This is a genomic window from Brucella rhizosphaerae, from assembly GCF_002252475.1.
GTDB classification, from domain to species: domain Bacteria; phylum Pseudomonadota; class Alphaproteobacteria; order Rhizobiales; family Rhizobiaceae; genus Brucella; species Brucella rhizosphaerae.
The window spans coordinates 220,216-245,317 of the sequence record NZ_NNRK01000029.1 but is presented as its reverse complement, the minus strand read 5'-3'; the positions used below and the strand labels follow the sequence as shown (position 1 = coordinate 245,317).

The following is a 25,102-nucleotide window of genomic DNA, read 5'->3' as shown; positions in this document are numbered from 1 at the left end:
TATCGTGACAGCATCGCGGGTCACGCAAAAGTTCCAAAATATTGCTATAGGGCGAGATTGGAATTGGTTAAGAACAACTCGATAACATCTTGCGACCGAAGCCAGATCTTGCCCGCAGCGTTTTACATCTGCCAGGAACAATTTCGATAAGGAAAGACGTGGTGTCCCAGTCAAAGCAGAAAAAGCCGCAGGGGCTCGATAGCGCTATCCTTAACCAGCAAGCTGATCGCGGCATGCAGGACGGCAATGACCTCCTTTCGCAAGCGCGCATGATGATGAGCGCTTTCTGGGTTTCGCGCGTGCGCAATCAGTTGATTGCACTGGGAACGGGAATTTTTGTTCTGATTGTTCTGATCGCTGTGGGGCAGGTCGCAATCAATCGCTGGAACGTACCTTTCTATAATGCGCTATCGGATCGCAATCTGAGCGCTTTCTTTCATCAGCTTCTGATCTTTTTTGCCATTGCGGGGTCAGTACTTCTGCTGAACGTCTCTCAGACCTGGCTGAACCAGATGTTCAAGCTGAAGCTGCGTGAAGGACTGGCGCGCGATCTGGTGGGTGAATGGTTGCAGCCGGGGCGGGCGTTTCGTCTCGCAAAGGCTGGCGAAATTGGTATCAATCCGGATCAGAGATTGCAGGAGGATGCACGTCATCTTGCCGAGACGACGAGTGATCTGGGCATTAATCTGCTGCAATCCACCGTCATTCTTGTCAGCTTCGTGGGCGTTCTCTGGTCGTTGTCGAGTGGCTTCGTCTTCCACATTTGGGGCTATAGCTTTTCCATTCCCGGCTACATGGTCTGGGCGGCGGTGTTTTATGCAGGTTCTGCGTCGCTGTTGTCATGGTTTGTTGGTCGCAGTCTCGTCAACCACAATGCTAACCGTTATGCACGTGAGGCCGATTTCCGGTTTTCACTGATGCGGGTGAATGAGCATATCGATGCCGTCACACTGGCGCGCGGCGAGGCTGACGAGCGCCGCAGACTGGACCTTGATCTTGACGCAGTGCTTGTTGCCATCAAGCGCATTGTCATTGCCACGACCAATCTGACTTGGGTGACGGCCGGCTATGGCTGGTTCACCATCGTTGCCCCGATCCTAGTTGCAGCGCCTGTTTATTTTTCGGGTGGTCTGACATTCGGTGGTTTGATGATGGCAGTCGGCGCTTTCACGCAGGTGCATAATTCGCTGCGCTGGTTTGTCGACAATTTCGGCGCCATTGCTGATTGGCGCGCAACATTGCTGCGCGTGGCAAGCTTTCGACAAGCCATATTGCGCATGGATGAAATTGGTCACATTGATCGCCAGATCGTTTTGGAAACCAATGAGGACGAGCGACTGACTATCGATGCTCTGTCTATTGCTGTGCCTGACGGGTGTCTCAATCTTGTTGAGACGAATGTCAGCATCAATCCCGGGGAACGCCTGTTTGTGACGGGTGCAACTGAAGCTGAACGCAGTCGGTTTTTCCGCGCACTTGGCGGCTTGTGGCCTTGGGGCAGCGGGCGGATCGGCTTGCCTGCGGGAGACCGTGTGGTGTTCATTCCTCATGCCCCTTATATTCCGCCCGGCAACCTGCATGATGCGGTTGTCTATCCGTTAAGTGCTGCTGATTTCTCGAAAAATCAGGTGGCGGATGTGCTGAAGCTCGCCGGATTGGAGCGACTTGTACCGCAGATCGATCGTGTCCTGCGATGGGATCGCACGCTGACTGATGACGAGCAACAGAGCCTCGCTCTGGCCCGGCTTGTGCTGCAAAATCCGAGCTGGATTGTAATTGATGGGACACTGGATGGGATGGATGAAGAGGCGCGCCGACGCGCTTATGCCATTCTGACAGGTCCATTAAAGGCGGCTGCTATTATCCATATTGGCAAGGGTTTGGGGCATAATGGCCTGTTTGAGCGGCAACTGCATCTCGAAATGGACTTGCAGGCCGACCCTCTTCGTCTGCCCCACCAATCGGAAGCAACGGCGTAAAATCACCAATTTTTATACGCACCAAAACAAAAGGCCGCAGATGAAAATCTGCGGCCTTTTTCAGTCTCGCTTAGCTACTTTCTTTTACGCATTTACCTCACGCAAAACCGCTCCGCACTTTTGCTGGAAACGCTTTAATCGCGGAAGTAATCCTGAAGCGGACGAACTTCGAGCGATCCTGCCTTGAGTGCGACAATTGCTTCAGCAGCAGCTTCGGCACCAGCCATCGTTGTGTAGTAAGGCAGTTTCTGCATCAGCGTTGCACGGCGGATCGACTTGGAATCGGATACCGCGCTTGCGCTGTCGGTTGTGTTGAAGACCAGATGGATCTGGCGATTGCGGATCGCATCTTCCACGTGTGGACGGCCTTCGATGACCTTATTGATCTTGGTCGATTCCACGCCATTGGCTTCGAGGAACTGCTGCGTTCCGCCTGTCGCCATGACCTTGAAGCCGATGCCGACCAGTTTACGCACAGCACCCAGCACTCGTTCCTTGTCTTCGTCACGAACCGACACGAAAACCGTGCCTTCGCGTGGAAGTTCAACACCTGCACCAAGCTGCGCCTTGGCAAATGCGAGAGCGTAATCATAGTCAAGGCCCATGACTTCGCCGGTCGAGCGCATTTCAGGTCCGAGCAGTGTATCAACGCCAGGGAAGCGGGCGAATGGGAACACAGCTTCCTTGACCGCGATATGCGGACGTGCGGTTGGCTGTGGCTTGCCGCCATAGGCATTAAGCGCATCTTCGAGGCTTTCGCCTGCCATGATACGGGCCGCAACCTTGGCGATTGGCGTTCCAACGGTCTTGGCAACGAAAGGCACCGTACGCGATGCGCGAGGGTTGACTTCGAGGATGAAGATTTCGCCATCTTTGATGGCAAACTGAACGTTCATCAGGCCGCCGACATTCAATGCCTTGGCAAGCAATGCTGTCTGACGTTCCAGTTCAGCCACGATCTCAGGCGAAAGTGTGTGCACGGGCAGTGAGCAGGCACTGTCGCCCGAGTGAATACCGGCTTCTTCGATGTGCTCCATAATGCCGGAAACATAGCTTTCCTTGCCATCGCAAAGGCAATCCACATCCACTTCGATTGCCTGTGTCAGATAGGTATCGAACAGAAGCGGGTTCTTGCCGAGAAGCGTATTGATCTGACCGGTCTTGTCGTTCGGATACTTCGCCTTGATGTCTTCTGGCACCAGTTCAGGAACAGTGTCGAGCAGGTAGGTCTGCAAGCCACGCTCGTCATGAATGATCTGCATGGCGCGGCCACCAAGAACATAAGATGGGCGGACAACCAGTGGGAAGCCGAGGTCAGCCACGATCAGACGAGCCTGCTCAACCGAGTAGGCAATGCCATTCTTTGGCTGATTAAGGCCGAGCTTGATCAGCAGTTTCTGGAAGCGATCACGATCTTCTGCGAGATCGATGGCGTCAGGCGAAGTGCCGAGGATAGGAATGCCAGCTTTTTCAAGCGCTGTCGCAAGTTTGAGCGGTGTCTGGCCGCCGAACTGTACGATTACGCCATGCAGAGTGCCTTTTTCCTGCTCAACACGAAGGATTTCCAGCACGTCTTCGGCAGTCAGTGGCTCGAAGTAGAGACGATCTGATGTGTCGTAATCTGTCGAAACGGTTTCCGGATTGCAGTTGATCATGATGGCTTCATAGTCGGCATCGCCGAGTGCGAAGGCCGCATGGCAGCAGCAATAATCGAATTCGATACCCTGGCCGATACGGTTCGGGCCACCGCCGAGAATGACGACCTTCTTGCGATCCGATACTTCGGCTTCAGAACGGGTCTGACCAACAAATGGCGTTTCATAGGTCGAGTACATGTAGGCCGTCGGCGAAGCGAACTCGGCTGCGCATGTATCGATGCGCTTATAGACCGGATGAACGTCGAGCTGATTACGCAGCTTTGCAACGTCTTCGGCATCCTTGCCGATAAGGCTTGCAAGACGCGCGTCGGAGAAACCCATGGCTTTAAGCATGCGCAGGTTTTCGGTGTCCTGCGGCAGGCCATGTTCGCGGATGCGGGCCTCTGTGTTGACGATGCCTTCGATCTGTTCGAGGAACCACGGATCGATCTTGGAGGCGTCGTGCACTTGCTCGGTGGTCAGTCCGAGGCGCATTGCCTGTGCGACCATGCGCAGACGATCCGGTGTTGGTGTGCCGATGGCAGCGCGGATCGCGTTCTTTTCGTCGCCTTCTTCAATGTTCGGAATGGTGATTTCATCGAAGCCTGTTAATCCGGTTTCAAGACCGCGCAACGCCTTCTGCAAGCTTTCCTGGAAAGTACGGCCAATGGCCATGACTTCACCGACCGACTTCATGGCGGTCGTCAGGATTGGTGAGGAGCCAGGGAATTTTTCAAACGCAAAGCGTGGGATCTTGGTGACGACATAATCGATCGACGGTTCAAACGATGCAGGTGTTGCGCCGCCAGTGATATCGTTGTCGAGTTCGTCCAGTGTGTATCCGACGGCAAGCTTGGCTGCGACCTTGGCAATCGGGAAGCCGGTCGCCTTGGAAGCCAGCGCCGAGGAGCGCGATACGCGAGGGTTCATTTCAATCACGATCATACGGCCATTGGCCGGATTGATCGCAAATTGTACGTTGGATCCGCCGGTTTCAACACCGATCTCGCGCAGTACCGCAATCGAGGCGTTACGCATGATCTGGTATTCTTTGTCGGTCAGTGTCAGCGCAGGCGCTACGGTAATCGAGTCGCCGGTATGCACACCCATTGGATCGAGGTTTTCGATCGAGCAGATGATGATGCAGTTGTCCGCCTTGTCGCGGACGACTTCCATTTCGTATTCCTTCCAGCCGAGAACTGATTCTTCGATCAGCACTTCGGTGGTTGGCGATGCGTCGAGGCCGCGCTCGATGATTTCAAAGAATTCCTGACGGTTATAGGCAATACCACCGCCGGTGCCGCCGAGCGTGAAGCTTGGGCGGATGATCGCTGGGAGGCCGACGACGTCCATTGCCTGCGCAGCCTTGGCAAGCGCGTGGCTCATGTAACGCTGTTTGCGCTCTACTTCGCCAAGCTGCCACTCGGTTTCCAGCTTGTCGAGTGCCTTGTCGAGATCGTCGCCCGAATATTGCGCCTTCACTTCGTTGCGCTTGGTTTCGTGGCGCTTGCGGTCTTCGTCTTTGATTTCAGTCGCGTTGGCGAGCATGGAGTTCGGTGTGTCGAGGCCGATCTTTTCCATTGCTTCGCGGAAGAGGGCGCGGTCTTCGGCCTTGTCGATGGCTTCGGCATGCGCGCCGATCATCTCGACGTTATAACGTTCAAGTACACCCATGCGGCGCAGTGAAAGTGCGGTATTGAGTGCAGTCTGTCCACCCATCGTAGGCAGCAGCGCGTCAGGGCGTTCCTTGGCGATAATCTTGGCGACAACTTCCGGAGTGATCGGTTCGATATAAGTCGCATCTGCCAGATCCGGATCGGTCATGATCGTTGCCGGATTGGAGTTGACGAGGATGATGCGATAGCCTTCCTCTTTGAGCGCCTTACAAGCCTGCGTACCCGAATAATCGAACTCGCAAGCCTGGCCAATAACAATGGGGCCCGCGCCGATAATCAGGATCGATTTGATATCTGTACGTTTCGGCATGGGCACATCCTGCTTTATTAGTGTGAGCGCATGTCTTGGCCTCAAAACCGGTTCCCACTTTTGAGAGACATGCTTTTAGCCTGCCAGAAAAGCCCGCACGGTTTTCCGGCGGGTTGGCAGAAGTATATTCTGTGGGCTAAGTGGGCCTTATAGGCAATGATGGTGCAAAGCGGAACCCCACAATTGCCCTTATTTCAAAGAAAATGCGGGCATTCACCAAAAATATCTTCTCATCAGGCCTTCTCATTCAAAGTAGCGGTCGTCTCATACTTTTGACGTGCAGCTTTTTGGCTGGATCGACTGACTGGCAATAGGGTGCCATCACGTGTCAGGAGGTGGAGTGCGCCGTTTGATTTTTGCAATGCGCCCACATGCGCGTCGGCGATCCAATGAGATCGATGGATTTGAAGCCCCGCTGTGTCGCCGATTTCTTTAAGGGCATCAGAAAAGCGCAACAAAACCAGTTCGCGACCTCTGTGAGTGACCACTTGCGTGTAATGATCGTCAGCAGAAAGGCGCAGAAGCTGGCCACGATTTTCGGGTTTCAGTCTCTGCATGAGCGGGGCGGGCATCGTTGCCAAGGGTTGCGATATGCTTGCGATTTCTCGTTTGAGTGTCATGTAGGCCAACACGCAAAACAGGGCGCTGAGCGGGAGTGAGGTCGCAGTATTTGCGCCCAATGCTTCGATGCTCAATTGTCTTGCGACAAAACCATAATTGATTAGTCCGACCCATAACCCGATGGGTATGGCCGCAATAAGCGATCCGATCATCATGCGTATGAATGCGCTGGCAATCCATCTCTTTAGCGCCACGTCGGCGATGACGGCAAAGAGGATCGCTGTTGACCATCCGGCGAATTGTATGGACAGCCAATAGAAGAAGCGAATTGCTGGCGGCATGGAAGCTGTGCCTGATGGGTCGACCACCACGAAGATCAGGACAATGACAATGAATGTCGCCCAAAGGCGTGGCGCACGCGCAATCATGAGCATTTCACGAAGCGTAAATTGCATGATGTTACCGCGCGCGAATTTTTCCTGCATTTGACGCCGTTCCGATTGCGAGAAAGTGAGTGTTATTCAAAGCGGTATGAAATTCAACCGGAGCTATCTCATGAATTTCATCCCACTTTTCAGCGCATCATTGGCGATCCAACTGCATGTTTTGACTGTCATACCAGCGGCTGTCATTGGAGCATTCATCTTGTTGCGCCACAAAGGCACGCCTCTGCATAGGTTTCTCGGGCGCATATGGGTCGTGTTGATGGTGATAGCTGCAATTTCAAGTTTCTTCATTCACCAGCTGAATCTTCTTTGGGGATTCAGTCCCATTCACATCCTGTCGGGTCTTGTTCTTCTTGGCTGCTGGCGGGCGGTTTCAGCGGTGAGGGCAGCCAATATTGAAACTCATCGGCTCATTTTGAAGAATATTTATATAGGCGGCATCCTCGGAGCTGGCTTTTTTGCCTTTATGCCGGGGCGTATCATGAATGAAGTGGTGTTTCCGCAAGGGTGGCGTTCTCTTGTTCAGATAGCTCCATTTGGTGCTGCGGCCTTCTTCATTGGCATTGTTCTTATGTGCGGAAACTGGATCGTGCGAAAAAGACATTGATAGCTTTCGATCGGGAAGGCTGCGATGTTTCATATGTTGCGGCCATGTCTTTGTTTGTGATTGGTGTTGCCATTTACTTTTTATGTTGCCGTGCCAACTGTTTGTGCGACAATTGCATGCAATAGATTGCTGCTGTCTTTGTGTGAGACGGCACGGTGAAGGGGAGTTGGTCAATGCGTTGGCAAGGCCGTAGACAAAGCGATAATGTTGAAGATGTACGGGGCGAACAGAGCGGTGGCCTCGGTGGCGGGTTGGGTCGCGGTGGTGGCCTCGGTGGCGGAATGGGCGGCCCGGGTTTTCGCATCGTTCGTGGTGGCGGTATTTCCGGTATTCTCATTCTCGTTGTGATGTTCTTTGTATTGCGTGCGTTTGGTATTGATCCACTGCCGCTTCTATTCGGTGATGGCAGTATCAACTCCACTCAGACTCAGCAGAGCAGTGGCCGTACCGCGGCTGAAGGCGGTAAAGTTGCCAATGATGAGGCAACGCAGTTTGCACGCACTATTCTGGCGGAAACGGAAGATGTCTGGAGCGGCATTTTCCAGTCACGCGGACAGACTTATACACCGCCAACAATGGTCCTGTTCTCTGATGGCGTGCGTTCAGCCTGCGGTATGGCTTCTTCGGCATCTGGTCCGTTCTATTGCCCCGGCGACCGTAAGCTTTATCTCGACCTGACCTTCTTCAACGAGCTCGCCAATCGCTTTGGTGCATCTGGCGATTTCGCCAATGCCTATGTGATTTCCCATGAAGTGGGGCACCATGTTCAGAACCTGCTCGGTATTCTGCCACGTTTCAATCAGATGCGTCAGCAGATGAGCCCGGCAGAGGCTAATCAGATGTCGGTGCGCGTTGAGTTGCAGGCCGACTGCTTTGCCGGTGTCTGGGGCTACTACACCGATCAGAAGGGTATTCTGGAAGCAGGAGATCTTGAAGAAGCGATTAATGCCGCGCACCAGATTGGTGATGATACGCTGCAAAAGAAAAGCCAGGGTTATGTTGTACCCGAAAGTTTCAACCACGGTACATCGGCACAGCGAGCCAAATGGTTCCAGCGTGGTTTTGAAAGCGGGAAGATTGAATCCTGCGATACATTCAGCGGGGATGTCTGATTTTGTAAGCAAATACGCAGAACGAAAAAGCCGGGATTTCTCCCGGCTTTTTCTTTTTTAACAAAGAGTTAATTCGCTTTATTCAGATTGCGATTCACGCTGCCTGTTCGCGTTCTGGCAAAAGAGCTTCGCCCTTCTTTTCACGGATCAGATTGATGAACCGGCGGAAGAGGTAGTGGCTGTCCTGTGGGCCGGGAGATGCTTCCGGGTGGTGCTGTACCGAGAAGACCGGCTTACCAATAACCCGCAGGCCGCAATTGGTGCCGTCAAACAGCGAAACATGGGTTTCTTCAACATGTTCTGGCAGACTGTCTGAATCGACCGCAAAACCATGGTTCATTGACACGATTTCCACCTTGCCGGTGGTGTAGTCCTTGACCGGATGGTTGGCACCGTGATGGCCCTGATGCATCTTTTCAGTCTTGGCACCGAGCGCCAATGCCAGCATCTGGTGGCCGAGGCAGATGCCGAAAACAGGCAGTTCGCTGGCAACAAGCTTCTGGATTGTCGGCACGGCGTATTCGCCGGTCGCGGCAGGATCGCCGGGGCCATTGGAAAGGAAGATACCGTCTGGATTATAGGCGAGAACATCTTCTGCCGTGGCTGTGGCAGGCAATACAGTGACCTTGGCGCCGAGGCCGGACAGCAGACGCAGAATGTTGCGCTTCACGCCGAAGTCGAGCGCGACAACATGATATTGTGTGTCGGACTGTTCGCTATAGCCCTCTTCAAGGGTCCATGGCGTCTGGTCCCATGTCAGGCTCTGGCCGATGGTGACATCTTTTGCCAGGTCGAGATTTTCAAGGCCGCTCCAGTTTGCAGCGCGTGCCTTGAGTGCGTCGATGTCGAACTTGCCTTCAGGGTCATGGGCGATCACTGCATTCTGCGCGCCACGCTCGCGGATGAGCGAGGTGAGGGCACGCGTATCGATATCAGCCAGCGCAATCACCCCCCGGTTCTTCAACCACGTATCGAGATTTTCTGAAGCGCGGAAGTTGGATGGGTTGGTGATGTCGGCTTTGAAAATTGCACCCACAGCGCCGTGACGGTTGGCAGGCGTGAGGTCTTCCACGTCTTCCGCATTGGTGCCTACATTGCCGATGTGCGGGAAGGTGAAGGTAACGATCTGTCCGGCATAGGACGGGTCGGTCAGAATTTCCTCATAACCGGTGAGGGCGGTATTAAAGACCACCTCTGCTTCAATCGCTCCGGTTGCGCCAAGGCCTTTGCCTTCGATCACTGTGCCATCAGCCAGCACCAGAACGGCGGTTCGCTTTGCAGTGGTCCAGGGTGCTGTCTTCGATGTGGCTTCGGTCATGGCGTGCACTCCTGTCAGGTTTCGCGCTTGCCGTTTGGCGCGCGTTCTACGTTATCAGTCATGCGACATGTATCCATGTTTCAGCCATCTGATGCCAGACAGCTTGAAAAATGGAGTTTATGGAGCCATATATGCGCCAAAAAGCAGCGGGGATTAAACTTCCCGCCGCGAGCACATGCCGATGTCCTGCTAAGCCCCGAGCAATAGAGAAACTTGAGCGCGGGGTCAATCGTTGGAACGCAAGCTTTTCAGGAAATTGTGAGAGTGATGTCTCATTCTATTCATGATGGCTGTTCTGACAGGTCAGAATCGGCGTGTGATTGCTTTATGGGCCCGGTTCTGGATACAAGGGCTCTGATTTTTCATTTTACGCATGACGTCATTGGAAAGGCGAGTTTTTGCTTTTCGGCGATATGCGCTAACCTCGTCAGGAGAGACGTATGCTTCGCCAGGAGATTTCTCAGGCACTCACTCAGGCTATGAAGGCTCAGGACAAGCTGCGCCTGTCAACGTTGCGTCTGATCATGGCTGCGGTGAAGGACCGTGACATTGCTAATCGCGGCGCTGGCAAAGACCCGGTTGGCGATGACGAACTGCTCGGCATTTTGGGTAAGATGGTCAAGCAGCGCGAAGAATCCGCGCGCATTTATGAAGAGGGTAATCGCATTGAGCTGGCCGAAGGCGAGCGTGCGGAAATTATTATCATCAATGATTTCCTGCCTGTGCAGATGAGCGATGATGAAGTCAAAAAAGCCTGTGCGGATGTGATCACCGAGATCGGTGCACAGGGTCTGCGCGATATGGGCAAGGTGATGGCAGTGCTCAAAGAGCGCTACGCTGGACAGATGGACTTCTCCAAGGCCAGCGCACTGGTGAAAACGCTTCTTCAGTAAAAGCGTCTTAGTCGTCAAAGAAAAAGCCCCGCATCTGCGGGGCTTTTTTTAGTTTTGTTTCACTGACTTCAAGCGCGTAGAGCCGAGCAATCCTTGTTCTTCAAGGACTGGATAGGCCATGGATGCAAGCAGCGAATTAATCTGTTTAAGATCGCGAATCGTATCGAGATGGATGGTGCTTGTCTCAATACTGCGGGTTGAACCTTCGCGAAGCCGCGAGAAGTGGCGCATACTCGTCTGTTTTTCGAGATCACGCAGATTGTCTTTTTCCTGTACGAGCAGACGTGCGGTGCGACCATCACGCGAGACGATGACATTGAATGCCATATGCGCATTGGCCAGCACCATCGCGTGGAAGTGGCTCAGTTCTTTCCAGCCTTCCTCAGTGAATTCGAGGTTGTGATCCATCTTCTTCTGAACATGCGCGAGCATGTTGCGTACGATGATATCACCAACCTGTTCGAGCTTCACACATGCACCCATCAGTTCCTGCATCCGCAAAGCTTCGAACTCATCGAGGTCTTTGGCTGCGAGCCTGGTGAGATAAAGCTTGATGGCCGCATGCTTCTTATCGACCCGGTCGTCAAGGCTTGCGAGTTCGTTGATACGTGCCTGATCTGGCTTTTCGTAGAGATCGATAATCCGACGCAACATCACTTCAATTGTATCGCAGACGCCGACGACTTCGCGCGTTGCATTGGCGAGCGCCTGTGAAGGTCGGTCAAGGACGGCATTATCAAGAGCACTGTACTCTTCGACTTCAAGCGGCTGGGCGGGTGCGTTCTTGTCCGAATTGAGATGAACCAGCGCTTCCGTTGCGCGGAGCACCAGTCCAGACAACGGAATGCCTGCAACCATGACTATGACGTTGAAAAGAATGTGGGCGTTGACCACCTGCGAAACCGCGTCGCCACCAAGGAAACCAATCGACGGCTTGAAAGTCTCAAACAGGATCAGCATAAGCAGCGAACCGGCGCCGCGCATCAAAAGATTGCCAAGCGGTACGACACGGGTTTCGGGCGGTGCGTTACGGGTCAGGATCGGCGCGATAATTGACGAACCAAGATTGACGCCAAGTACCATAACCACCGCAAGTTCCGGTGTGATCAGCCCGCGCGATGCGAAAGTGGTCAGCAGGATTACGCCAGCGATGCTTGAATGAAACAGCCACGTCATCAATGCTGCCAGCAGATAGGCGGTCACAGGATCGCTTGAGAGATAATCCACGATGACGGGCAGAAGTTCGCTCTGACGCAGTGGTTCTGTCGCCTGTCCTGTCATTTCCAGTGACATGATGAGCAAACCGATGCCGACCAGAATGCGCCCGATCTGTCGCCAGTCGCGTCGCTCTGTGGTCATGAAAATTGCGGTGCCTGAAACAAGGCAGAGCGGCACCAGCAGCGTCAGATCATAGCTCAGGATTTTCACGACAAGTGCTGAACCCAGCTCACCACCGCGCACGGCCATCAGGCCCGCAACGCCACTGACAATTCCCGACCCGACAAAGGAGCCGACCAGCAGTGTGACCGCCGTCGAGCTTTGCAAGGCAATTGCCAGAATAAGGCCAAAAGCTATCGAAAGCAGCGGGTTTTGCATTTGGTTGCGCAGGCGGCGTCGCAGACGATCGCCGTAGGCACGCTCCACCCCTGTTCGCACCATGCGTGTCGCCCAGAGCAGGAGCGCGACTGCACCAGCAAGATGCAAAAGGACCAGAGAACCGTTCACGGAAAAATCCTTTCAGGTTGTGAGGAGAATTGGATTCTCGATTGGGTTAAGCTTACGCAACAAATAAAGAAAAAATATGTTCCGGCTAACCATATTGGTCGGAAATATGGGCCGGAAATGCTCTTAAATCAAGCGTAGCAATCTTAATGTGACAACTATATGACAGTTTTATGAAGGTCGCGACCGTATGTAATCATTGTAATTAAGAGGCTTGCTACATGTGATTAGCGGGGAGGGCCGCTTGTGCGTGATGGACTGTCCGTCTGCGCACGCCTATATATCATTGACTGGATACCATGCTTACAGCGGCTCCAGTTAAGACTGAATCGTTGAAACCGCTGTAATTATTTGTTTTTACGCATTCTCCTACGCAAAACCGCTTCACGCTTTTGCTGGAAATGCTTTATCTGACCCGAAAGTGACAATCGTAATGCGTTTTCCGCCATCCTTTCTTGATGAGATCAGAGATCGCGTGCCGATCTCGACGCTGATCGGAACGCGCGTTTCGTTTGACCGAAAGAAGAGCAATCCGCCGAAAGGTGATTTCTGGGGCTGCTGCCCGTTCCATGGCGAGAAGACCCCAAGCTTTCACTGCGAGGACCGCAAGGGCCGTTATCACTGCTTTGGTTGCGGTGTGACAGGCGATCATTTCAAGTTTTTGACCGATCTGGAAGGCGCTAGTTTTCCTGAAGCGGTCGAGCGTGTCGCCGATATGGCCGGTGTACCAATGCCGGCACGCGATCCAGAAATGGAAAAGCGCGAGGCACAGCGTGCGACGCTCTATGATGTGATGGAGCTTGCGGCACAGTTTTTTGAAAGCCAGCTGCAAAGTGCATCGGGAGCAAAGGCGCGTGCTTATTTGCGTGATCGCGGTCTGTCGAGCGCGACGCAGCAGACATTCCGCATTGGCTATGGGCCGGAATCGCGCAACGCCCTCAAGGAGTTTCTGGCGAGCAAAGGTATTTCGAAAGAACAGATCGAAGCTTGTGGTCTTGTCGTTCACGGCGAGGGGATTGCTGTTTCCTATGATCGTTTCCGCGACCGTATCATGTTCCCTATCGAGGATTTGCGTGGACGCATCATCGCTTTCGGTGGGCGTGCGCTTTCCGCCGACGCGCCTGCGAAATACCTGAACTCGCCTGAAACAGAGCTCTTTCATAAAGGCCGGGTGCTTTACAACGGTCTTCGTGCACGTAAAGCCTGCCAGCCGCAGGGTGGAGAGCCAGCCAAGCCGATTATCGCGGTCGAAGGGTATATGGATGTTATCGCGCTGGCGCAGGCGGGCATTCATCAGGCTGTGGCTCCGCTTGGAACTGCGCTGACCGAAGATCAGCTTGAGTTACTCTGGCGGATCAGCCCCGAACCGATCCTGTGTTTTGACGGTGACGGAGCGGGCGTTCGTGCGGCGCATCGCGCTGCCGACCTTGGGCTGCCTACATTGCAGCCGGGTAAATCCTTGCGCTTTGCTATGCTGCCTGAAGGGCAGGACCCGGACGATCTGGTTAAGGCTGAAGGTCCGGCGGCTTTTTATTCTGTTTTGCGCGATGCCAGACCGCTGGTTGATATGGTCTGGACGCGCGAAACAGCAGCGGGTGTGTTTGATACGCCGGAACGCCGTGCCGAACTGGAAGCGCGCTTGCGTGAAATCACCAGTCGCATTGCCAATGAGGATATTCGTCGTCATTACAGTCAGGAAATGCGTGATCGCGCACAGGCTTTCTTTGGTCAGGGGCGCCAGAATGCGCAGCGCGGCGGCGGTGGATTCAATCGCGGTAAGGACAAGGGCCGTGGGCCGCAGAGCGGTGGTCGAAATGGCAATGCAGTAGGCGGTCGTCTGGCCTTTTCGGACAGTTTGACGCGCTCCAATATGGTCAAAGGTCGTAATGCTCCTTTGCGCGAAACTGCAATAGTGCTGATGCTGCTTAACCACCCACGTCTCATCGAAGACGACTTTGAAACGATGGCGGCACTTGATCTTGAGCATGACGCTCTGAAGGTCTTGCATCTGGCGATGCTCGATGTTCTGGCGTCAGATCATGTCGATGATGGTTTTGCCATGCGCAAGGCGCTGGTTGCTGCCGGGCATGGAGAACTGATTGAAACGCTGGAAGCCGTGGTCCGGCGCACGCGGGAATGGACTGCGACCGCGCAAGCGGCGGAAGATGACGTCCGAGAAGCATTAAAGCAGGCGCTTCACTTGCATCAGCGCGCGCGCACCCTACATAGGGAACTGCGCGCTGTTGAAGCATCTCTTGATAGTGATGAAACGGGCGAAATCTTCGCTCGGCTTATTGATATTCAAAAACAGATTGCTCAGGCAGAAGCAACCGAAGCCCTCATTGACGGTTTTGGACTTTCCTCGGGACGCGCATCCGGCGGCTCGTGACCGCGCTCAGGTGAGGCATTCGTGGTGCCCGAATCACTTTGAATCGCTCAAAGACTCGAAACTGCCGGAAATGGTGGGTTTCGCGAATCTTTAGCGGCTTAAAGGCTTGAGAACGCGCCGCGACAATAAATGATTCGCTTTTTAGACCCGAATCAGGTGACTCGCTCTTGACGTGGGCCAGAAATGACGGAATCACGACAGTTCGAGCAAGGATTAAAGAACTGATATTGATAAACGTTCCTTAAGTGGACTCCTGAAATTAGCCTTGATGGGCAACAGTCAAAGACCGGGCGGGCCTTAAAGGCGACCATTGATCTCGGATCTACCCACAAGAATTTGGAGACGGCAGGATCGGTTAATGACGGCACGGTTAATTCGGCATTAACACGAAATCAGCTATTCGCAGAATCAACAGTTAAACGGCGCTCTCGCAAAACCGTTTGACCACTCTATATATCTTAGACGCGACCGGTGTCGCCTGGAGACGAGCAATATGGCAACGAAGGCTAAGGAAAACGAAGAAGCCGAAGTCGAGCGCGAAGGTGCGACCGACGGGCCGCTTCTCGACCTTTCTGACGATGCTGTCAAGAAGATGATCAAGCTTGCGAAGAAGCGCGGCTACGTCACTATGGACGAGCTGAATGCCGTGCTGCCTTCGGAAGAAGTGACATCTGAGCAGATCGAAGACACCATGTCCATGCTATCGGACATGGGCATTAATGTTGTTGAAGACGATGAGCAGGAAGCTGATCGCGACGACAACAATGATGATGATACTGAAGAAGGCGGCGATCTGGTCGAGACGGCCGGTACTGCTGTTGCCGCTGCAACCACCAAGAAAGAGCCAACGGACCGTACGGATGATCCGGTGCGCATGTATTTGCGCGAAATGGGTTCCGTCGAGCTGCTGTCGCGCGAAGGCGAAATCGCCATCGCCAAGCGCATTGAGGCTGGCCGCGAAACGATGATTGCCGGGCTTTGTGAAAGCCCGCTGACCTTTCAGGCCATCATTATCTGGCGTGAACAGCTGAATGAATCCAACATTCTGCTGCGTGAAATCATCGACCTCGAAACCACGTATGCGGGCCCAGAAGCCAAGCAGGCGCCGATTGTTGAACGTGTGGAAGAAGAAAAGCCACGCGACGACAAGGCTGTCCGCCGTTCGCGTGAGGACGACGACATCACCAATGTCGGCGGCGATATGCCTGCGGAAGAAGAAGAGGAAGACGAGGACGAAGCCAACCTGTCGCTGGCGGCTATGGAAGCCGAGCTGCGCCCACAGGTTATGGAAACGCTCGATCTTATCGCTGATACTTACCGCAAGCTGCGTAAGTTGCAGGATCAGCAGGTTGAAAGCCGTCTGGCTGCAACGGCCGATCTGTCTTCGAGCCAGGAGCGCCGCTACAAGGAACTGAAAGATCAGCTGATCAAGGCAGTGAAGTCGCTGTCGCTGAACCAGAACCGTATTGAGCAGCTGGTTGAGCAGCTCTATGACATCAATAAGCGTCTCGTTCAGAACGAAGGCAAGCTGTTGCGTCTTGCTGAATCCTTCGGCGTTCGTCGTGAAGAGTTCCTGAAGGAATATCAGGGCCACGAACTGGATCCGAAATGGATTGACCGCGTCAGCACTCTGACGGCCCGTGGCTGGAAGGAATTCGCAGCCAAGGAAGAACGTGCGATTGATCGGCTGCGTTCGGAAATTCAGATGCTGGCCACTGAAACCGCGATTTCGATCGGCGAATTCCGCCGCATCGTTAATCAGGTTCAGAAAGGCGAACGCGAAGCAACTATCGCCAAGAAGGAAATGGTGGAAGCCAACCTTCGCCTCGTTATCTCGATTGCCAAGAAGTACACCAACCGTGGCCTTCAGTTCCTTGATCTTATTCAGGAAGGCAATATCGGCCTGATGAAGGCGGTTGATAAGTTCGAATATCGCCGTGGTTACAAGTTCTCGACCTATGCGACATGGTGGATCCGTCAGGCAATCACCCGTTCGATTGCCGATCAGGCCCGTACCATCCGTATTCCGGTGCACATGATCGAAACGATCAACAAGATCGTTCGTACATCGCGCCAGATGCTGCATGAAATTGGTCGTGAGCCTACGCCGGAAGAACTGGCAGAAAAGCTGGCCATGCCGCTTGAAAAAGTGCGCAAGGTCTTGAAGATTGCCAAGGAGCCTATCTCACTCGAAACGCCAGTGGGTGATGAAGAAGATTCACATCTTGGCGATTTCATCGAGGACAAGAACGCGCTTCTGCCAATCGATGCTGCCATTCAGGCAAACCTGCGTGATACGACGACCCGTGTTCTTGCATCGCTTACACCGCGTGAAGAACGCGTTCTGCGCATGCGTTTCGGTATCGGCATGAACACTGACCACACACTTGAAGAAGTCGGTCAGCAGTTCTCGGTAACGCGTGAACGTATTCGTCAGATCGAAGCGAAGGCGCTGCGCAAGCTCAAGCATCCGAGCCGTTCGCGCAAGCTGCGTTCGTTCCTCGACAGCTAAAAACTCGTCGCCCGGAGCCGGATACGGTTTCGGGCGATGTGCTTTCATATAAAGAGAGGGAGCGTTATGTCTTTTTTGAAGCGTCTTTTCGGTGGCGGATCCGCTGAGGAAACTCCAGCAGCGCCAAAAGAGGCTGGACGTCTTGAGCACAAGGAATTTCTGATAATTGCAACGCCTTATAGCGAAGGCGGTCAGTATCAGGTTTGTGGAGTGATTTCCAAGACGATCAATGGCGAGCTGAAAGAGCATCGCTTTGTTCGCGCCGACCGTTGCCCTGGTATCGAGGATGCAGCCAGCATTTCGCTGAACAAAGGCCGACAGATTGTCGATGAGCAGGGCGAAGGTATTTTCCGTTAAACTCTGCCAGAAATATAATTGAAAAGCCGCGCATTACCTATGTGCGGCTTTTTTTAATGGAATGGTCAGTGTGGGTGGCAGACAAGGCTGACCATTTTGCGAACCACCGGGAGGATGGCTAGCAGGACTGGAAAAGCGATAAGCCATGAAAGAGCCCACGAGCTCATCCAGTTTGATGCGAGTTCCGGGTGTGCAAAGCCCAGGTTCTTCGCAGTCGCAATCAGTGAGACAACGAACGTCATCATGATTGAGAGAATGAAAGGCATCACGATGGATGCATAACGCGCTGGCAGTTTTCTGCGGCGGGTGCCTTCAAACTGAGACATGTGTATTCCTGAATATTTTGCGGGGAACGCGCAACGAAACATCAATTCTAAGAAGCCGTTCCCGGCCAGTTTGATGCGTTGCCTAACGTAAGACGCTTACGGTCATGAAGATGACAGAAAAAACGTGTAGCTCAGCATTGTGCATCATTCAATAGGTAAGAGCGGCGATTTGTCCGTGCCATAACGCATGTGATTGCACGGTCTTTTTTGCTTTTGCGTCTTACCCGGCGCAAAACTGCTACGTACTTTTGTTGGAAATGCTCTATATGCAGCGTCATGGATAAGAAACCCTTCTGGCAAACCAAATCTCTTGAACAGATGAACCGACAAGAATGGGAAAGTCTGTGCGACGGCTGTGGTCAGTGCTGCCTGCATAAGTTGCTGGATGACGATACCGATCAGGTCTACTGGACAACGGTTGCCTGTACGCTGCTGGATGCCGATAGCTGCAAATGCAGCGACTATCCAAACCGTCGCAAGAGTGTGCCGGATTGCGTATTTCTCACGCCGGAGATTGTCTATGAGGTCAATTGGCTTCCGGCCACCTGCGCTTATCGTCTGGTTGCAGAAGGCTCAGACTTGTATTGGTGGCATCCGTTAGTCTCGGGGTCGACAGAGACCATTTACGAAGCGGGCGTGTCCGTACGTGGACGGGTGACAGCTTTCGATCACGAGCTGGCGGATGAAGACGAATATCTTGAGCACATGGTGCCACTGGATTAGGTCCCTTCTTCTGCCTGGTAACAGCTGGGTTCATATTAATTAAGTTTAATGTGGCGAGCGTGTCGGGTCAGACGTATGTGATCAATTTTGTAGTGATTTGAAAATGCTTATCTTTTTGAAAGAGATTAAAAAATCCCGCTCATTTTGTTTACCAAGCTGAATGCCATATGAACGAGAACTTGGCTTTGTGTTCATATTGGATAGACTAATTATCGGATGTCTCAGGCGCAGATCGTCTGACAAAAGTTTGAAAGGGTTTCAAGATGTCCGCAGTTTCGCTCAAGTCGTTCGTTGTCACTGCTGCAATTGGTTTTGCTGCTGTCTTCACTGTCGGTGCTTCAGCAAATGCTGCATCGCCTGTATCCGTTCCCGCGGTCAGCACTGCAGCGCATTCGCCTGTGGTCAATATTGATTATCGTGGAAACCGCCATCAGGCCCGTCCACAGCGTCGTGGCCCAGCCTGTTCGGTTGAAGGTGCAAAGATGAAGGCGCATCGCATGGGTATCCGCAATGCGCGCGTTGTATACCGCGGTAAATCGGTTCAGGTTCGTGGCTTCCGCAATGGTCGCCCAACCGGCGTCGTCTTCGCAAATGTACGCGGTTGCCCGATCATCCGCTAATCCCACTACCATTAGAACGCCGATCTGATTCAATCAGGTCGGCGTTCTAATCATTTGTTTTACCTGCATCTTATCCGAAGCCCGTTTACACGTTTCGGGATGCGCCATGAACAAAAAGCCAGCCTGATTTGATCAGGCTGGCTTTTTATTGTGCCACACAGGCAAAAAGAAAGGGGCGAATGATCGCCCCTTTTTGATGTCGTTATTCCTTGATTTCGAACACGACGTTGACCGAGATATTATAGCTGTTTTCACCGGCTGCAACTGGAACTGAATCCTCGGGTGCAGCAGCTGCCATCATCTTGGCCTGACGTGCGATTGGCATCGGCATAGGTGGGCGGCTCTGTTCGTTGATTTCAACGACGCGACCGAGACCAACGCCTGCTGCATCGGCAAGAGTCTTAGCCTTGGCAATCGCGTCTGCTACGGCGCGCTTGCGCGCTTCGTTGATTGTGGCCGCAGGATTGTCGTTGACGAAGGTAAGATCGCCGCCCTGATTGACGCCAAGCGTTACGGATTCATCAAGAACATTGCCAACCTTGGCCAGATCACGCACGCGGACAGTCACACTGTTTGAAACGCTGTAACCACTGATCTTTGGCTCTTTCAGACCGTTCTTGTCGTCCGGATAGACGTAGCGCGGCTGAATGTTGACACCGCTCGTCTGGAGATCACGCTCCTCAACGCCAGCCTTCTTCATCGCATCCAGTACTTTGGCCATCGCTTCATTGTTGGCCGTCATCGCCTCGCGTGCAGTTTCTGCATCGCGCAACACTGTGAGGTTGAGAATAGCCATGTCCGGGGCAGAGTTCATCTTGCCTTCACCGGTCACCGCAATACGCGCGGTCTGCTTCGTCATCTGATTCTCCTGCGCTGCGGCTGGCAGTGAAAGTGCGCCTGCGAGCATGATTGCCGAAAATGAGGTGGCAAGAAGGGTAGTAGCGCGGTTCTTCATAAAATCTCCTGTAGAGAATGTTGAGGTAGCTTGTGCAAAGCAGTCTCCAAGAGAGGCCATTTCTGCTTTGTCGTTAATGTATTTAAGTTCCCTCTAAAGCAAAACGCCACGCTATCTGACTTGAAACGCAGTTAAATTGCAACCTAACGCTTCAAGTTCGATGAATCGTGTCTTGAGTTGCATGCATGACAATCGAATATGTGCGCATTAGGGCAACTGGTGTAATTGACAGCTTGTGTCCCGTCTTTCTTTAGGGTAGGTGCTGTATTGCGTGGGGCCTGTAGCTCAATTGGTTAGAGCCGGCGGCTCATAACCGCTTGGTTGGGGGTTCGAGTCCCTCCGGGCCCACCATTTTACTACAAGTGCGATGTTCTGTTTGCAGCGGTTTGCTGCAATTCAGCTCATCTCACTTTTAGGTGGTTTCAGAGAAACAGTTTTCTATCTCCCCAGTCATTATTGAGTATGGCTCCAGTTTAAGTGTTGATTAACACCTATATTGGCGTGACGCATTGTATTTCCATAATTAGAAATTCCTATGTGAACTATAAAAACAGATGGGAATCACAGTGGGTTATAAAATGGGACAGCGGTCTGGCATGCGTCAGTCCGCAGGAATTATTGCGTCTGATTGCAAACAATTGAAATGAGCTTCGGTATTTACCGGTGTTGCAGGTGCTTTAGCCGTTGCTGCGGGGATTGCTGGCGTATCATTTTCCAGTGATGCTGTTGCTTATGATTACGGGCAATATGCCAGTCAGACGGTCGATAAACTAATTCATGATTATCCGGGACGATATCGCGGAACTGCCAACTTTGAAGCGGCTACCGCTTGGATGCAGGCACGGCTCGGTATTAGATATGACACATCTATCCAGAACTTTACTTGGACTGCTGGTGCACGCATCGCTGATCTGGGCAATGTCGATAAGGATTTTGGTCGTGCGCAGTTGGGTGCCCAGCTCGCCGTCACTGAACAGGTCGGTTTGTTCAGCGAAATCAACGCACGCTTTGGGCATGATGATGGAAATCAGATTGGATACGCTCTGGGTCTTCAGTTCCGGTTCTAGTGGTCTCATTCCGGCATTTGCATCCCCCGGTTACAGGCGTCTTTGATCTGATTGAACCAGAGTGACGCTCCCAGATGTATCAAGGTTGCAGCCCGTCTGGTTTAATCGCCAGGCGGGTTTTTCATGTTTTTAATTCACGTATCCGCGACCATTTTTCCTGTTCAACAAGTTTTTAGGAGTCTGTTAAGGAAATAGTAACGCAATGAAACAATTTTTTATGCCACGTGATTGGTGACATTATGGAGGTTTCAGGCAATGACTAAAAAGACAACCACTGTTGCGTTGGCGCTTGCAGGGTTGGTGGCGAGTTCTCTCGCGGCTTCGGCTAAAACAAGTCATATTGGTGAGTTCAGGGATTGGGGTGTTTACCAGAACACCCAGCTACCCGGAAACAAGTGCTATGCTTTGACTGTGCCGTCGAGTTTCCTTCCGGCAGGTGTTCAGCATGGTGATAACTTCATTATTATCTCCAAGTCTGGTGCGAGCTACAGCCCCCAGCTTGTTATGGGATATAACCTGAAAGCGGACAGCGCCGTAAAGGTCATGATTGATGGCGCGCAATTTCCGTTCTTCAGCGAGGGCAACAGAGCATGGGCGCAGAATGTCGGCGACGAGGCGCGTATCGTAAGTGCCATGCGGTCAGGCCGCACGGTGAATGTGCAGGCTACATCGGTGCGCGGTACGCAAACACGCTACACATTTTCGCTGATGGGATTGTCTGCATCACTTCAGCGCGTTGACCGCTGCTGAACGTGAGAGGCATATAAAAGAATGAAGCCCTGCTACGGAGCAGGGCTTCATTCGGCATGTCAAATTACAGCGCTTCGTTAGGAAAGCCACTTCTGGTGTTTATACCAGTCATCGATGTCGGACTTTGCGCGGTCCTTTTCGATGCCGTAGCGTTCCTGAATCTTGCCTTCCAACTGCTCGCGGCGACCATTGATCTGGTCCAGATCGTCGTCAGTGAGCTTGCCCCACTGTTCCTTGATCTTACCCTTAGTCTGCTTCCAATTGCCTTCTACGCGATTCCAGTCCATTGGATTTCCTCCGTTCTGGTTGTTGTGATTAGTTAACGCGCCGGATGCAGATTGGTTTCAGATTTTATTGAACGATTGTCAGAGCCCCAGGAATTTGAAGGGCGCTGCGTCTTTGAAATCCTTGTTCACAACACCGGAAAAAATATTGCGCTGATCCGGACCAAGGTCGAGTTTCTGCACTTTTCCCTTGTCGGCCGAGAAGTCTATCGCTTTCAGATCGACCCAGAAAATATTCGGCGTCAGAGCGGATTCAAAGAAATAGAGTTTACGCTTCTGGTCTGAAACTGTGCGCCAGCGTGTGGAGGAGATGTTTGGCTCATTCGGTGTCGTGATGCCGAATGGCACTGATGCGTTACGAATGACGCCGAAAACGCTCGCAAGAGCCTCCACAGGCTCCTCGGATTTAGGTATAGCGTTTATATAGAATGCAGCACGTGTGAAGCGGTCCGATGCCCGGTTTGTACCCGGCAACATGACGGTTCCGCCGATTTGGGACCAGTAAGAGTGAAGGGCAAGCTGCTCGTTGAATGTTGGTGAATTGGTCATAACCTGATAGTCGCGGCTATGATGAATGACCTGCTTTCCATCGATATATTCGACGATCGCACTGTCTCCCGAAGCATCCGATATGGACAGGTGCAGTGTTGCGAGCCTGGTTTCGCCCGGCACGTTGTCAGTCACGATTGTGAATGGATTTTTGCTCAGTTCTTTGACAGCTTCGTCTACAGTGGCAAAATTGTCGAGCACATATTGCGCCCAGGCTGCGATAGACAGACCGGGGCCTGTGCCGTCATATTTCGGATATTCGGATTCCACCAGCCACAGAACATTGGCAACAAGGCCAGCTTCGTTCATTCCGTCGGTCGTCGAAATATCATAGCCCGAAGAGATCACGCTGCCATATTTGGACGTCCATTTGATGGAGTTTGGCCCAGCTTCTCCGCTGCGGTCCATACCGCGCGGGAAAATCCATAGATTGGTGCCAACATCGACCTTCCAGTCCATCGACCTGGCGGTAATTACCTGATCACTGGCGCCAAGATAGACCACGCGTGTACAGGCTTCGGCGACAGGCGCGGCAAGCATGCTGACAGCGACAAGAGCGCTGGTGCATGCAGCTGCAAAGGACTTTTTCAGAATAGTCATAGGTAATCCCCTAGTTGAAACGGCCTACACATTTTCATGCATGAGCTTCATGCTGGAGCGCTTCGTTAGATGACTTCATCTGAAGCGCTTTATCCGGATTATCTTTCGCCGCCATAGCCACGGCGCTTCCATTCAGCAAATGGCATGATATCGGGCGGTCCGCCGCCCGCTTCATACCAGGAATCGACTGCCCAACGCTCACCATCCTTTGCCTCAATAACCGCTGTCCAGTGAGGATAGCGGCCATCGAAGAAGCTGCCGCGCGTGGTTTTGCGCGCTGGAGAATGATGTTTCAACCAACCGCGAGAGTCCAGATACCGGATGAAATTGTCCGTATTGGTTGATTCATCGATACAGTCCATCTGCCCCTTGATCCGTGCCTTACCAAACTGCATGCGCGGCTTGTCACGAACACCGATGGCAGCTGTACTGCGTTGTTCAAACAATGCGATTGCTGCTCTCAGGGCTTTACGTTCGGCTGCTGGCGACTGAGCGCCGTGCTGCATGAGGCTTTGAACGCGGCGCAGATCCTGAGCTGATAACGTTACCTTCGTTCGATAGTAGCACTCGTAGCCGTGGCAGACACGGAAGGTTTGAGCTTCCGCCTTTGGCATCGCTGCAAAGAGCGTCAGTGCTGTGATGGCTATCGAAAGCGGTCTAATTCGCAATATCAACTCGATTTCTGGTTTGTGAAAAGCAATGACGGTTCGAGACGCTCTATCCCCTGATAAGGATTGGCATGAATTGCAAGAATCCATAAACAGAATGCGGCTGTGATCGAATAGATTACCATGGCTTTGATAGCAGCGCTTACTCTGTCCGCATGTGTGGCTGCGATGGTGATGATCGTTAATATTGTCAGCGAAAACAGCAGATACCACTTGTACATATCAACTGATGTCGAACCCACAGACAGACGCGTATTGCGGGCGTCCTGCAATTCATCGAAGTCGTGTACGAGTTGCGATATTATCGGTGACGGGATGTCTGTCTTTGCGAGCTTGACAATCTCGCGCCTTATATTTTGCAATGCAACTTCGACGGAGTGTACAGGCAAGATATTGCTGTTTTTAAGCCATTCGTCTTCGACGACGGCAGTGCGATATTCGGAAAGCGACGTCACAAGCACGGGGGCATTCAGAATGTCCGGGCTTGCTGCACCAATAAGGCGTGAGATCGAGGATCGTTCTTCACTTGTCGCCTGATCGGCTTTTGAATTGGCAGTCCATATGTCAGCAGCAACAAATCCCAGTGAAAGTGCCCAAGCTGTCGCAATAGTGCCGATGAAGGCGCCAATTGGGATGGATAGAATGTCATGATTGGCGTGGCGGGACAGGAGGTGAAGTGCAACACGGCCGACAAAATAAATGCCTGCACCGAGGATCGCGAAAGTCACAAAAGAAAGATAGACGGATAGTTCGAATATATATGTCATCTCGCGCCAATGCCCCACCAACCGCAGCGTATGATAAAAAAATCCATCTCCGCCAATGGCTTTTTACCAAAATCATCAAGCCTGTTCAGTGAGTTGAGGCCATAACGCGCAATCTTGCAAGCTTGAAATGGCGATAGATTATTTCTTGATAAACAAACAACTACTGTTTCATCCGGGTGAACAGTCATTTTATTCCAGCAGTAAAAGCAAAAGCCGCCGGAAAACTCCAGCGGCTTAATTGGCAGTTTGTCAATCGCAGGCGTAACGAGCAAGA

Annotated in this window: 22 protein-coding genes and 1 tRNA gene; 12 read left to right on the top strand and 11 right to left on the bottom strand. The window is 52.7% G+C overall.

Annotation, left to right across the window (positions count from 1 at the left end):
- Nucleotides 1-233 precede the first annotated feature (233 nt).
- Nucleotides 234-1,979 (top strand): ABC transporter ATP-binding protein/permease, encoded by a 1,746-nt coding sequence (locus tag CEV32_RS13880; protein ID WP_374882980.1) that lies wholly within the window; start codon nucleotides 234-236, stop codon nucleotides 1,977-1,979.
- A 134-nt stretch (nucleotides 1,980-2,113) separates the two neighbouring features.
- Here the strand turns inward: CEV32_RS13880 and carB are convergent, their stop codons facing one another.
- Together carB and CEV32_RS13870 are read right to left on the bottom strand one after the other, a co-directional pair.
- Nucleotides 2,114-5,602: a carbamoyl-phosphate synthase large subunit gene (carB, locus tag CEV32_RS13875; RefSeq protein WP_094577698.1), complete on the bottom strand. Its 3,489-nt coding sequence runs from the start codon at nucleotides 5,600-5,602 to the stop codon at nucleotides 2,114-2,116.
- 233 nt (nucleotides 5,603-5,835) lie between these two features.
- Entirely contained in the window at nucleotides 5,836-6,648 is an 813-nt protein-coding gene (locus CEV32_RS13870) for a LytTR family DNA-binding domain-containing protein (RefSeq protein WP_094577697.1), read from the bottom strand.
- A 70-nt stretch (nucleotides 6,649-6,718) separates the two neighbouring features.
- Here CEV32_RS13870 and CEV32_RS13865 point away from each other — a divergent pair, with 70 nt between their 5' ends.
- Together CEV32_RS13865 and ypfJ are read left to right on the top strand one after the other, a co-directional pair.
- Nucleotides 6,719-7,216: a DUF2306 domain-containing protein gene (locus tag CEV32_RS13865; protein ID WP_094577880.1), complete on the top strand. Its 498-nt coding sequence runs from the start codon at nucleotides 6,719-6,721 to the stop codon at nucleotides 7,214-7,216.
- 173 nt (nucleotides 7,217-7,389) lie between these two features.
- Complete coding sequence (gene ypfJ, locus CEV32_RS13860; RefSeq protein WP_094577696.1) at nucleotides 7,390-8,328, top strand: KPN_02809 family neutral zinc metallopeptidase; 939 nt, start codon at nucleotides 7,390-7,392, stop codon at nucleotides 8,326-8,328.
- A gap of 94 nt (nucleotides 8,329-8,422) precedes the next feature.
- Here ypfJ and carA read toward each other — a convergent pair whose 3' ends face one another.
- The gene (gene carA / locus CEV32_RS13855; RefSeq protein ID WP_094577695.1) at nucleotides 8,423-9,646 is read right to left on the bottom strand and encodes a glutamine-hydrolyzing carbamoyl-phosphate synthase small subunit; all 1,224 of its coding nucleotides are present in this window, start codon (nucleotides 9,644-9,646) and stop codon (nucleotides 8,423-8,425) included.
- A 440-nt stretch (nucleotides 9,647-10,086) separates the two neighbouring features.
- Here carA and CEV32_RS13850 point away from each other — a divergent pair, with 440 nt between their 5' ends.
- Complete coding sequence (locus tag CEV32_RS13850) at nucleotides 10,087-10,539, top strand: GatB/YqeY domain-containing protein (RefSeq protein ID WP_094577694.1); 453 nt, start codon at nucleotides 10,087-10,089, stop codon at nucleotides 10,537-10,539.
- 48 nt (nucleotides 10,540-10,587) lie between these two features.
- On the opposite strand, the gene CEV32_RS13845 is transcribed toward CEV32_RS13850, so the two are convergent.
- The gene (locus CEV32_RS13845; protein ID WP_094577693.1) at nucleotides 10,588-12,264 is read right to left on the bottom strand and encodes a Na/Pi cotransporter family protein; all 1,677 of its coding nucleotides are present in this window, start codon (nucleotides 12,262-12,264) and stop codon (nucleotides 10,588-10,590) included.
- Between the two features lie 430 nt (nucleotides 12,265-12,694).
- Between CEV32_RS13845 and dnaG the strand changes: the two genes are divergently transcribed.
- The 3 genes from dnaG to CEV32_RS13830 all read left to right on the top strand — a co-directional run bounded on the left by dnaG (nucleotide 12,695) and on the right by CEV32_RS13830 (nucleotide 17,519).
- Complete coding sequence (gene dnaG / locus CEV32_RS13840; protein ID WP_094577692.1) at nucleotides 12,695-14,650, top strand: DNA primase; 1,956 nt, start codon at nucleotides 12,695-12,697, stop codon at nucleotides 14,648-14,650.
- 493 nt (nucleotides 14,651-15,143) lie between these two features.
- Complete coding sequence (gene rpoD / locus CEV32_RS13835) at nucleotides 15,144-17,162, top strand: RNA polymerase sigma factor RpoD (protein ID WP_094577691.1); 2,019 nt, start codon at nucleotides 15,144-15,146, stop codon at nucleotides 17,160-17,162.
- A 66-nt stretch (nucleotides 17,163-17,228) separates the two neighbouring features.
- Nucleotides 17,229-17,519: an HlyU family transcriptional regulator gene (locus CEV32_RS13830; RefSeq protein WP_094577690.1), complete on the top strand. Its 291-nt coding sequence runs from the start codon at nucleotides 17,229-17,231 to the stop codon at nucleotides 17,517-17,519.
- 65 nt (nucleotides 17,520-17,584) lie between these two features.
- On the opposite strand, the gene CEV32_RS13825 is transcribed toward CEV32_RS13830, so the two are convergent.
- A complete protein-coding gene (locus CEV32_RS13825) occupies nucleotides 17,585-17,845 on the bottom strand; it encodes a DUF2798 domain-containing protein (protein WP_094577689.1) in 261 nt (86 codons plus the stop codon).
- A 276-nt stretch (nucleotides 17,846-18,121) separates the two neighbouring features.
- Between CEV32_RS13825 and CEV32_RS13820 the strand changes: the two genes are divergently transcribed.
- On the top strand, nucleotides 18,122-18,568 hold the full coding sequence (locus CEV32_RS13820; protein ID WP_094577688.1) for a YcgN family cysteine cluster protein: 447 nt from the start codon (nucleotides 18,122-18,124) through the stop codon (nucleotides 18,566-18,568).
- A 263-nt stretch (nucleotides 18,569-18,831) separates the two neighbouring features.
- Nucleotides 18,832-19,188, top strand: a complete 357-nt coding sequence (locus CEV32_RS13815; RefSeq protein ID WP_094577687.1) for an antifreeze protein — start codon at nucleotides 18,832-18,834, stop codon at nucleotides 19,186-19,188.
- A 202-nt stretch (nucleotides 19,189-19,390) separates the two neighbouring features.
- Here the strand turns inward: CEV32_RS13815 and CEV32_RS13810 are convergent, their stop codons facing one another.
- Nucleotides 19,391-20,143 (bottom strand): SIMPL domain-containing protein, encoded by a 753-nt coding sequence (locus CEV32_RS13810; RefSeq protein WP_094577686.1) that lies wholly within the window; start codon nucleotides 20,141-20,143, stop codon nucleotides 19,391-19,393.
- A 274-nt stretch (nucleotides 20,144-20,417) separates the two neighbouring features.
- Between CEV32_RS13810 and CEV32_RS13805 the strand changes: the two genes are divergently transcribed.
- The 3 genes from CEV32_RS13805 (at nucleotide 20,418) to CEV32_RS13795 (ending at nucleotide 21,960) form a co-directional block, all read left to right on the top strand.
- Nucleotides 20,418-20,494 (top strand) — tRNA-Ile (locus tag CEV32_RS13805).
- Between the two features lie 482 nt (nucleotides 20,495-20,976).
- Nucleotides 20,977-21,210, top strand: a complete 234-nt coding sequence (locus CEV32_RS23835; protein ID WP_094577685.1) for a hypothetical protein — start codon at nucleotides 20,977-20,979, stop codon at nucleotides 21,208-21,210.
- 255 nt (nucleotides 21,211-21,465) lie between these two features.
- Nucleotides 21,466-21,960, top strand: coding sequence for an invasion associated locus B family protein (locus CEV32_RS13795; RefSeq protein WP_094577684.1), 495 nt, complete (start codon nucleotides 21,466-21,468; stop codon nucleotides 21,958-21,960).
- A 77-nt stretch (nucleotides 21,961-22,037) separates the two neighbouring features.
- Here the strand turns inward: CEV32_RS13795 and CEV32_RS13790 are convergent, their stop codons facing one another.
- The 5 genes from CEV32_RS13790 to CEV32_RS23450 all read right to left on the bottom strand — a co-directional run bounded on the left by CEV32_RS13790 (nucleotide 22,038) and on the right by CEV32_RS23450 (nucleotide 25,100).
- Nucleotides 22,038-22,247 (bottom strand): CsbD family protein, encoded by a 210-nt coding sequence (locus CEV32_RS13790; protein WP_094577683.1) that lies wholly within the window; start codon nucleotides 22,245-22,247, stop codon nucleotides 22,038-22,040.
- Between the two features lie 78 nt (nucleotides 22,248-22,325).
- Nucleotides 22,326-23,393 (bottom strand): linear amide C-N hydrolase, encoded by a 1,068-nt coding sequence (locus CEV32_RS13785; protein WP_094577682.1) that lies wholly within the window; start codon nucleotides 23,391-23,393, stop codon nucleotides 22,326-22,328.
- Nucleotides 23,394-23,491: 98 nt separating this feature from the next.
- Nucleotides 23,492-24,061 (bottom strand): hypothetical protein, encoded by a 570-nt coding sequence (locus tag CEV32_RS13780; protein WP_235818821.1) that lies wholly within the window; start codon nucleotides 24,059-24,061, stop codon nucleotides 23,492-23,494.
- Between the two features lie 2 nt (nucleotides 24,062-24,063).
- Nucleotides 24,064-24,828: a bestrophin-like domain gene (locus CEV32_RS13775; protein WP_094577878.1), complete on the bottom strand. Its 765-nt coding sequence runs from the start codon at nucleotides 24,826-24,828 to the stop codon at nucleotides 24,064-24,066.
- Complete coding sequence (locus CEV32_RS23450) at nucleotides 24,825-25,100, bottom strand: hypothetical protein (RefSeq protein WP_143128829.1); 276 nt, start codon at nucleotides 25,098-25,100, stop codon at nucleotides 24,825-24,827. The genes CEV32_RS13775 and CEV32_RS23450 overlap by 4 nt, the downstream gene beginning before the upstream one ends.
- Nucleotides 25,101-25,102: the final 2 nt, after the last annotated feature.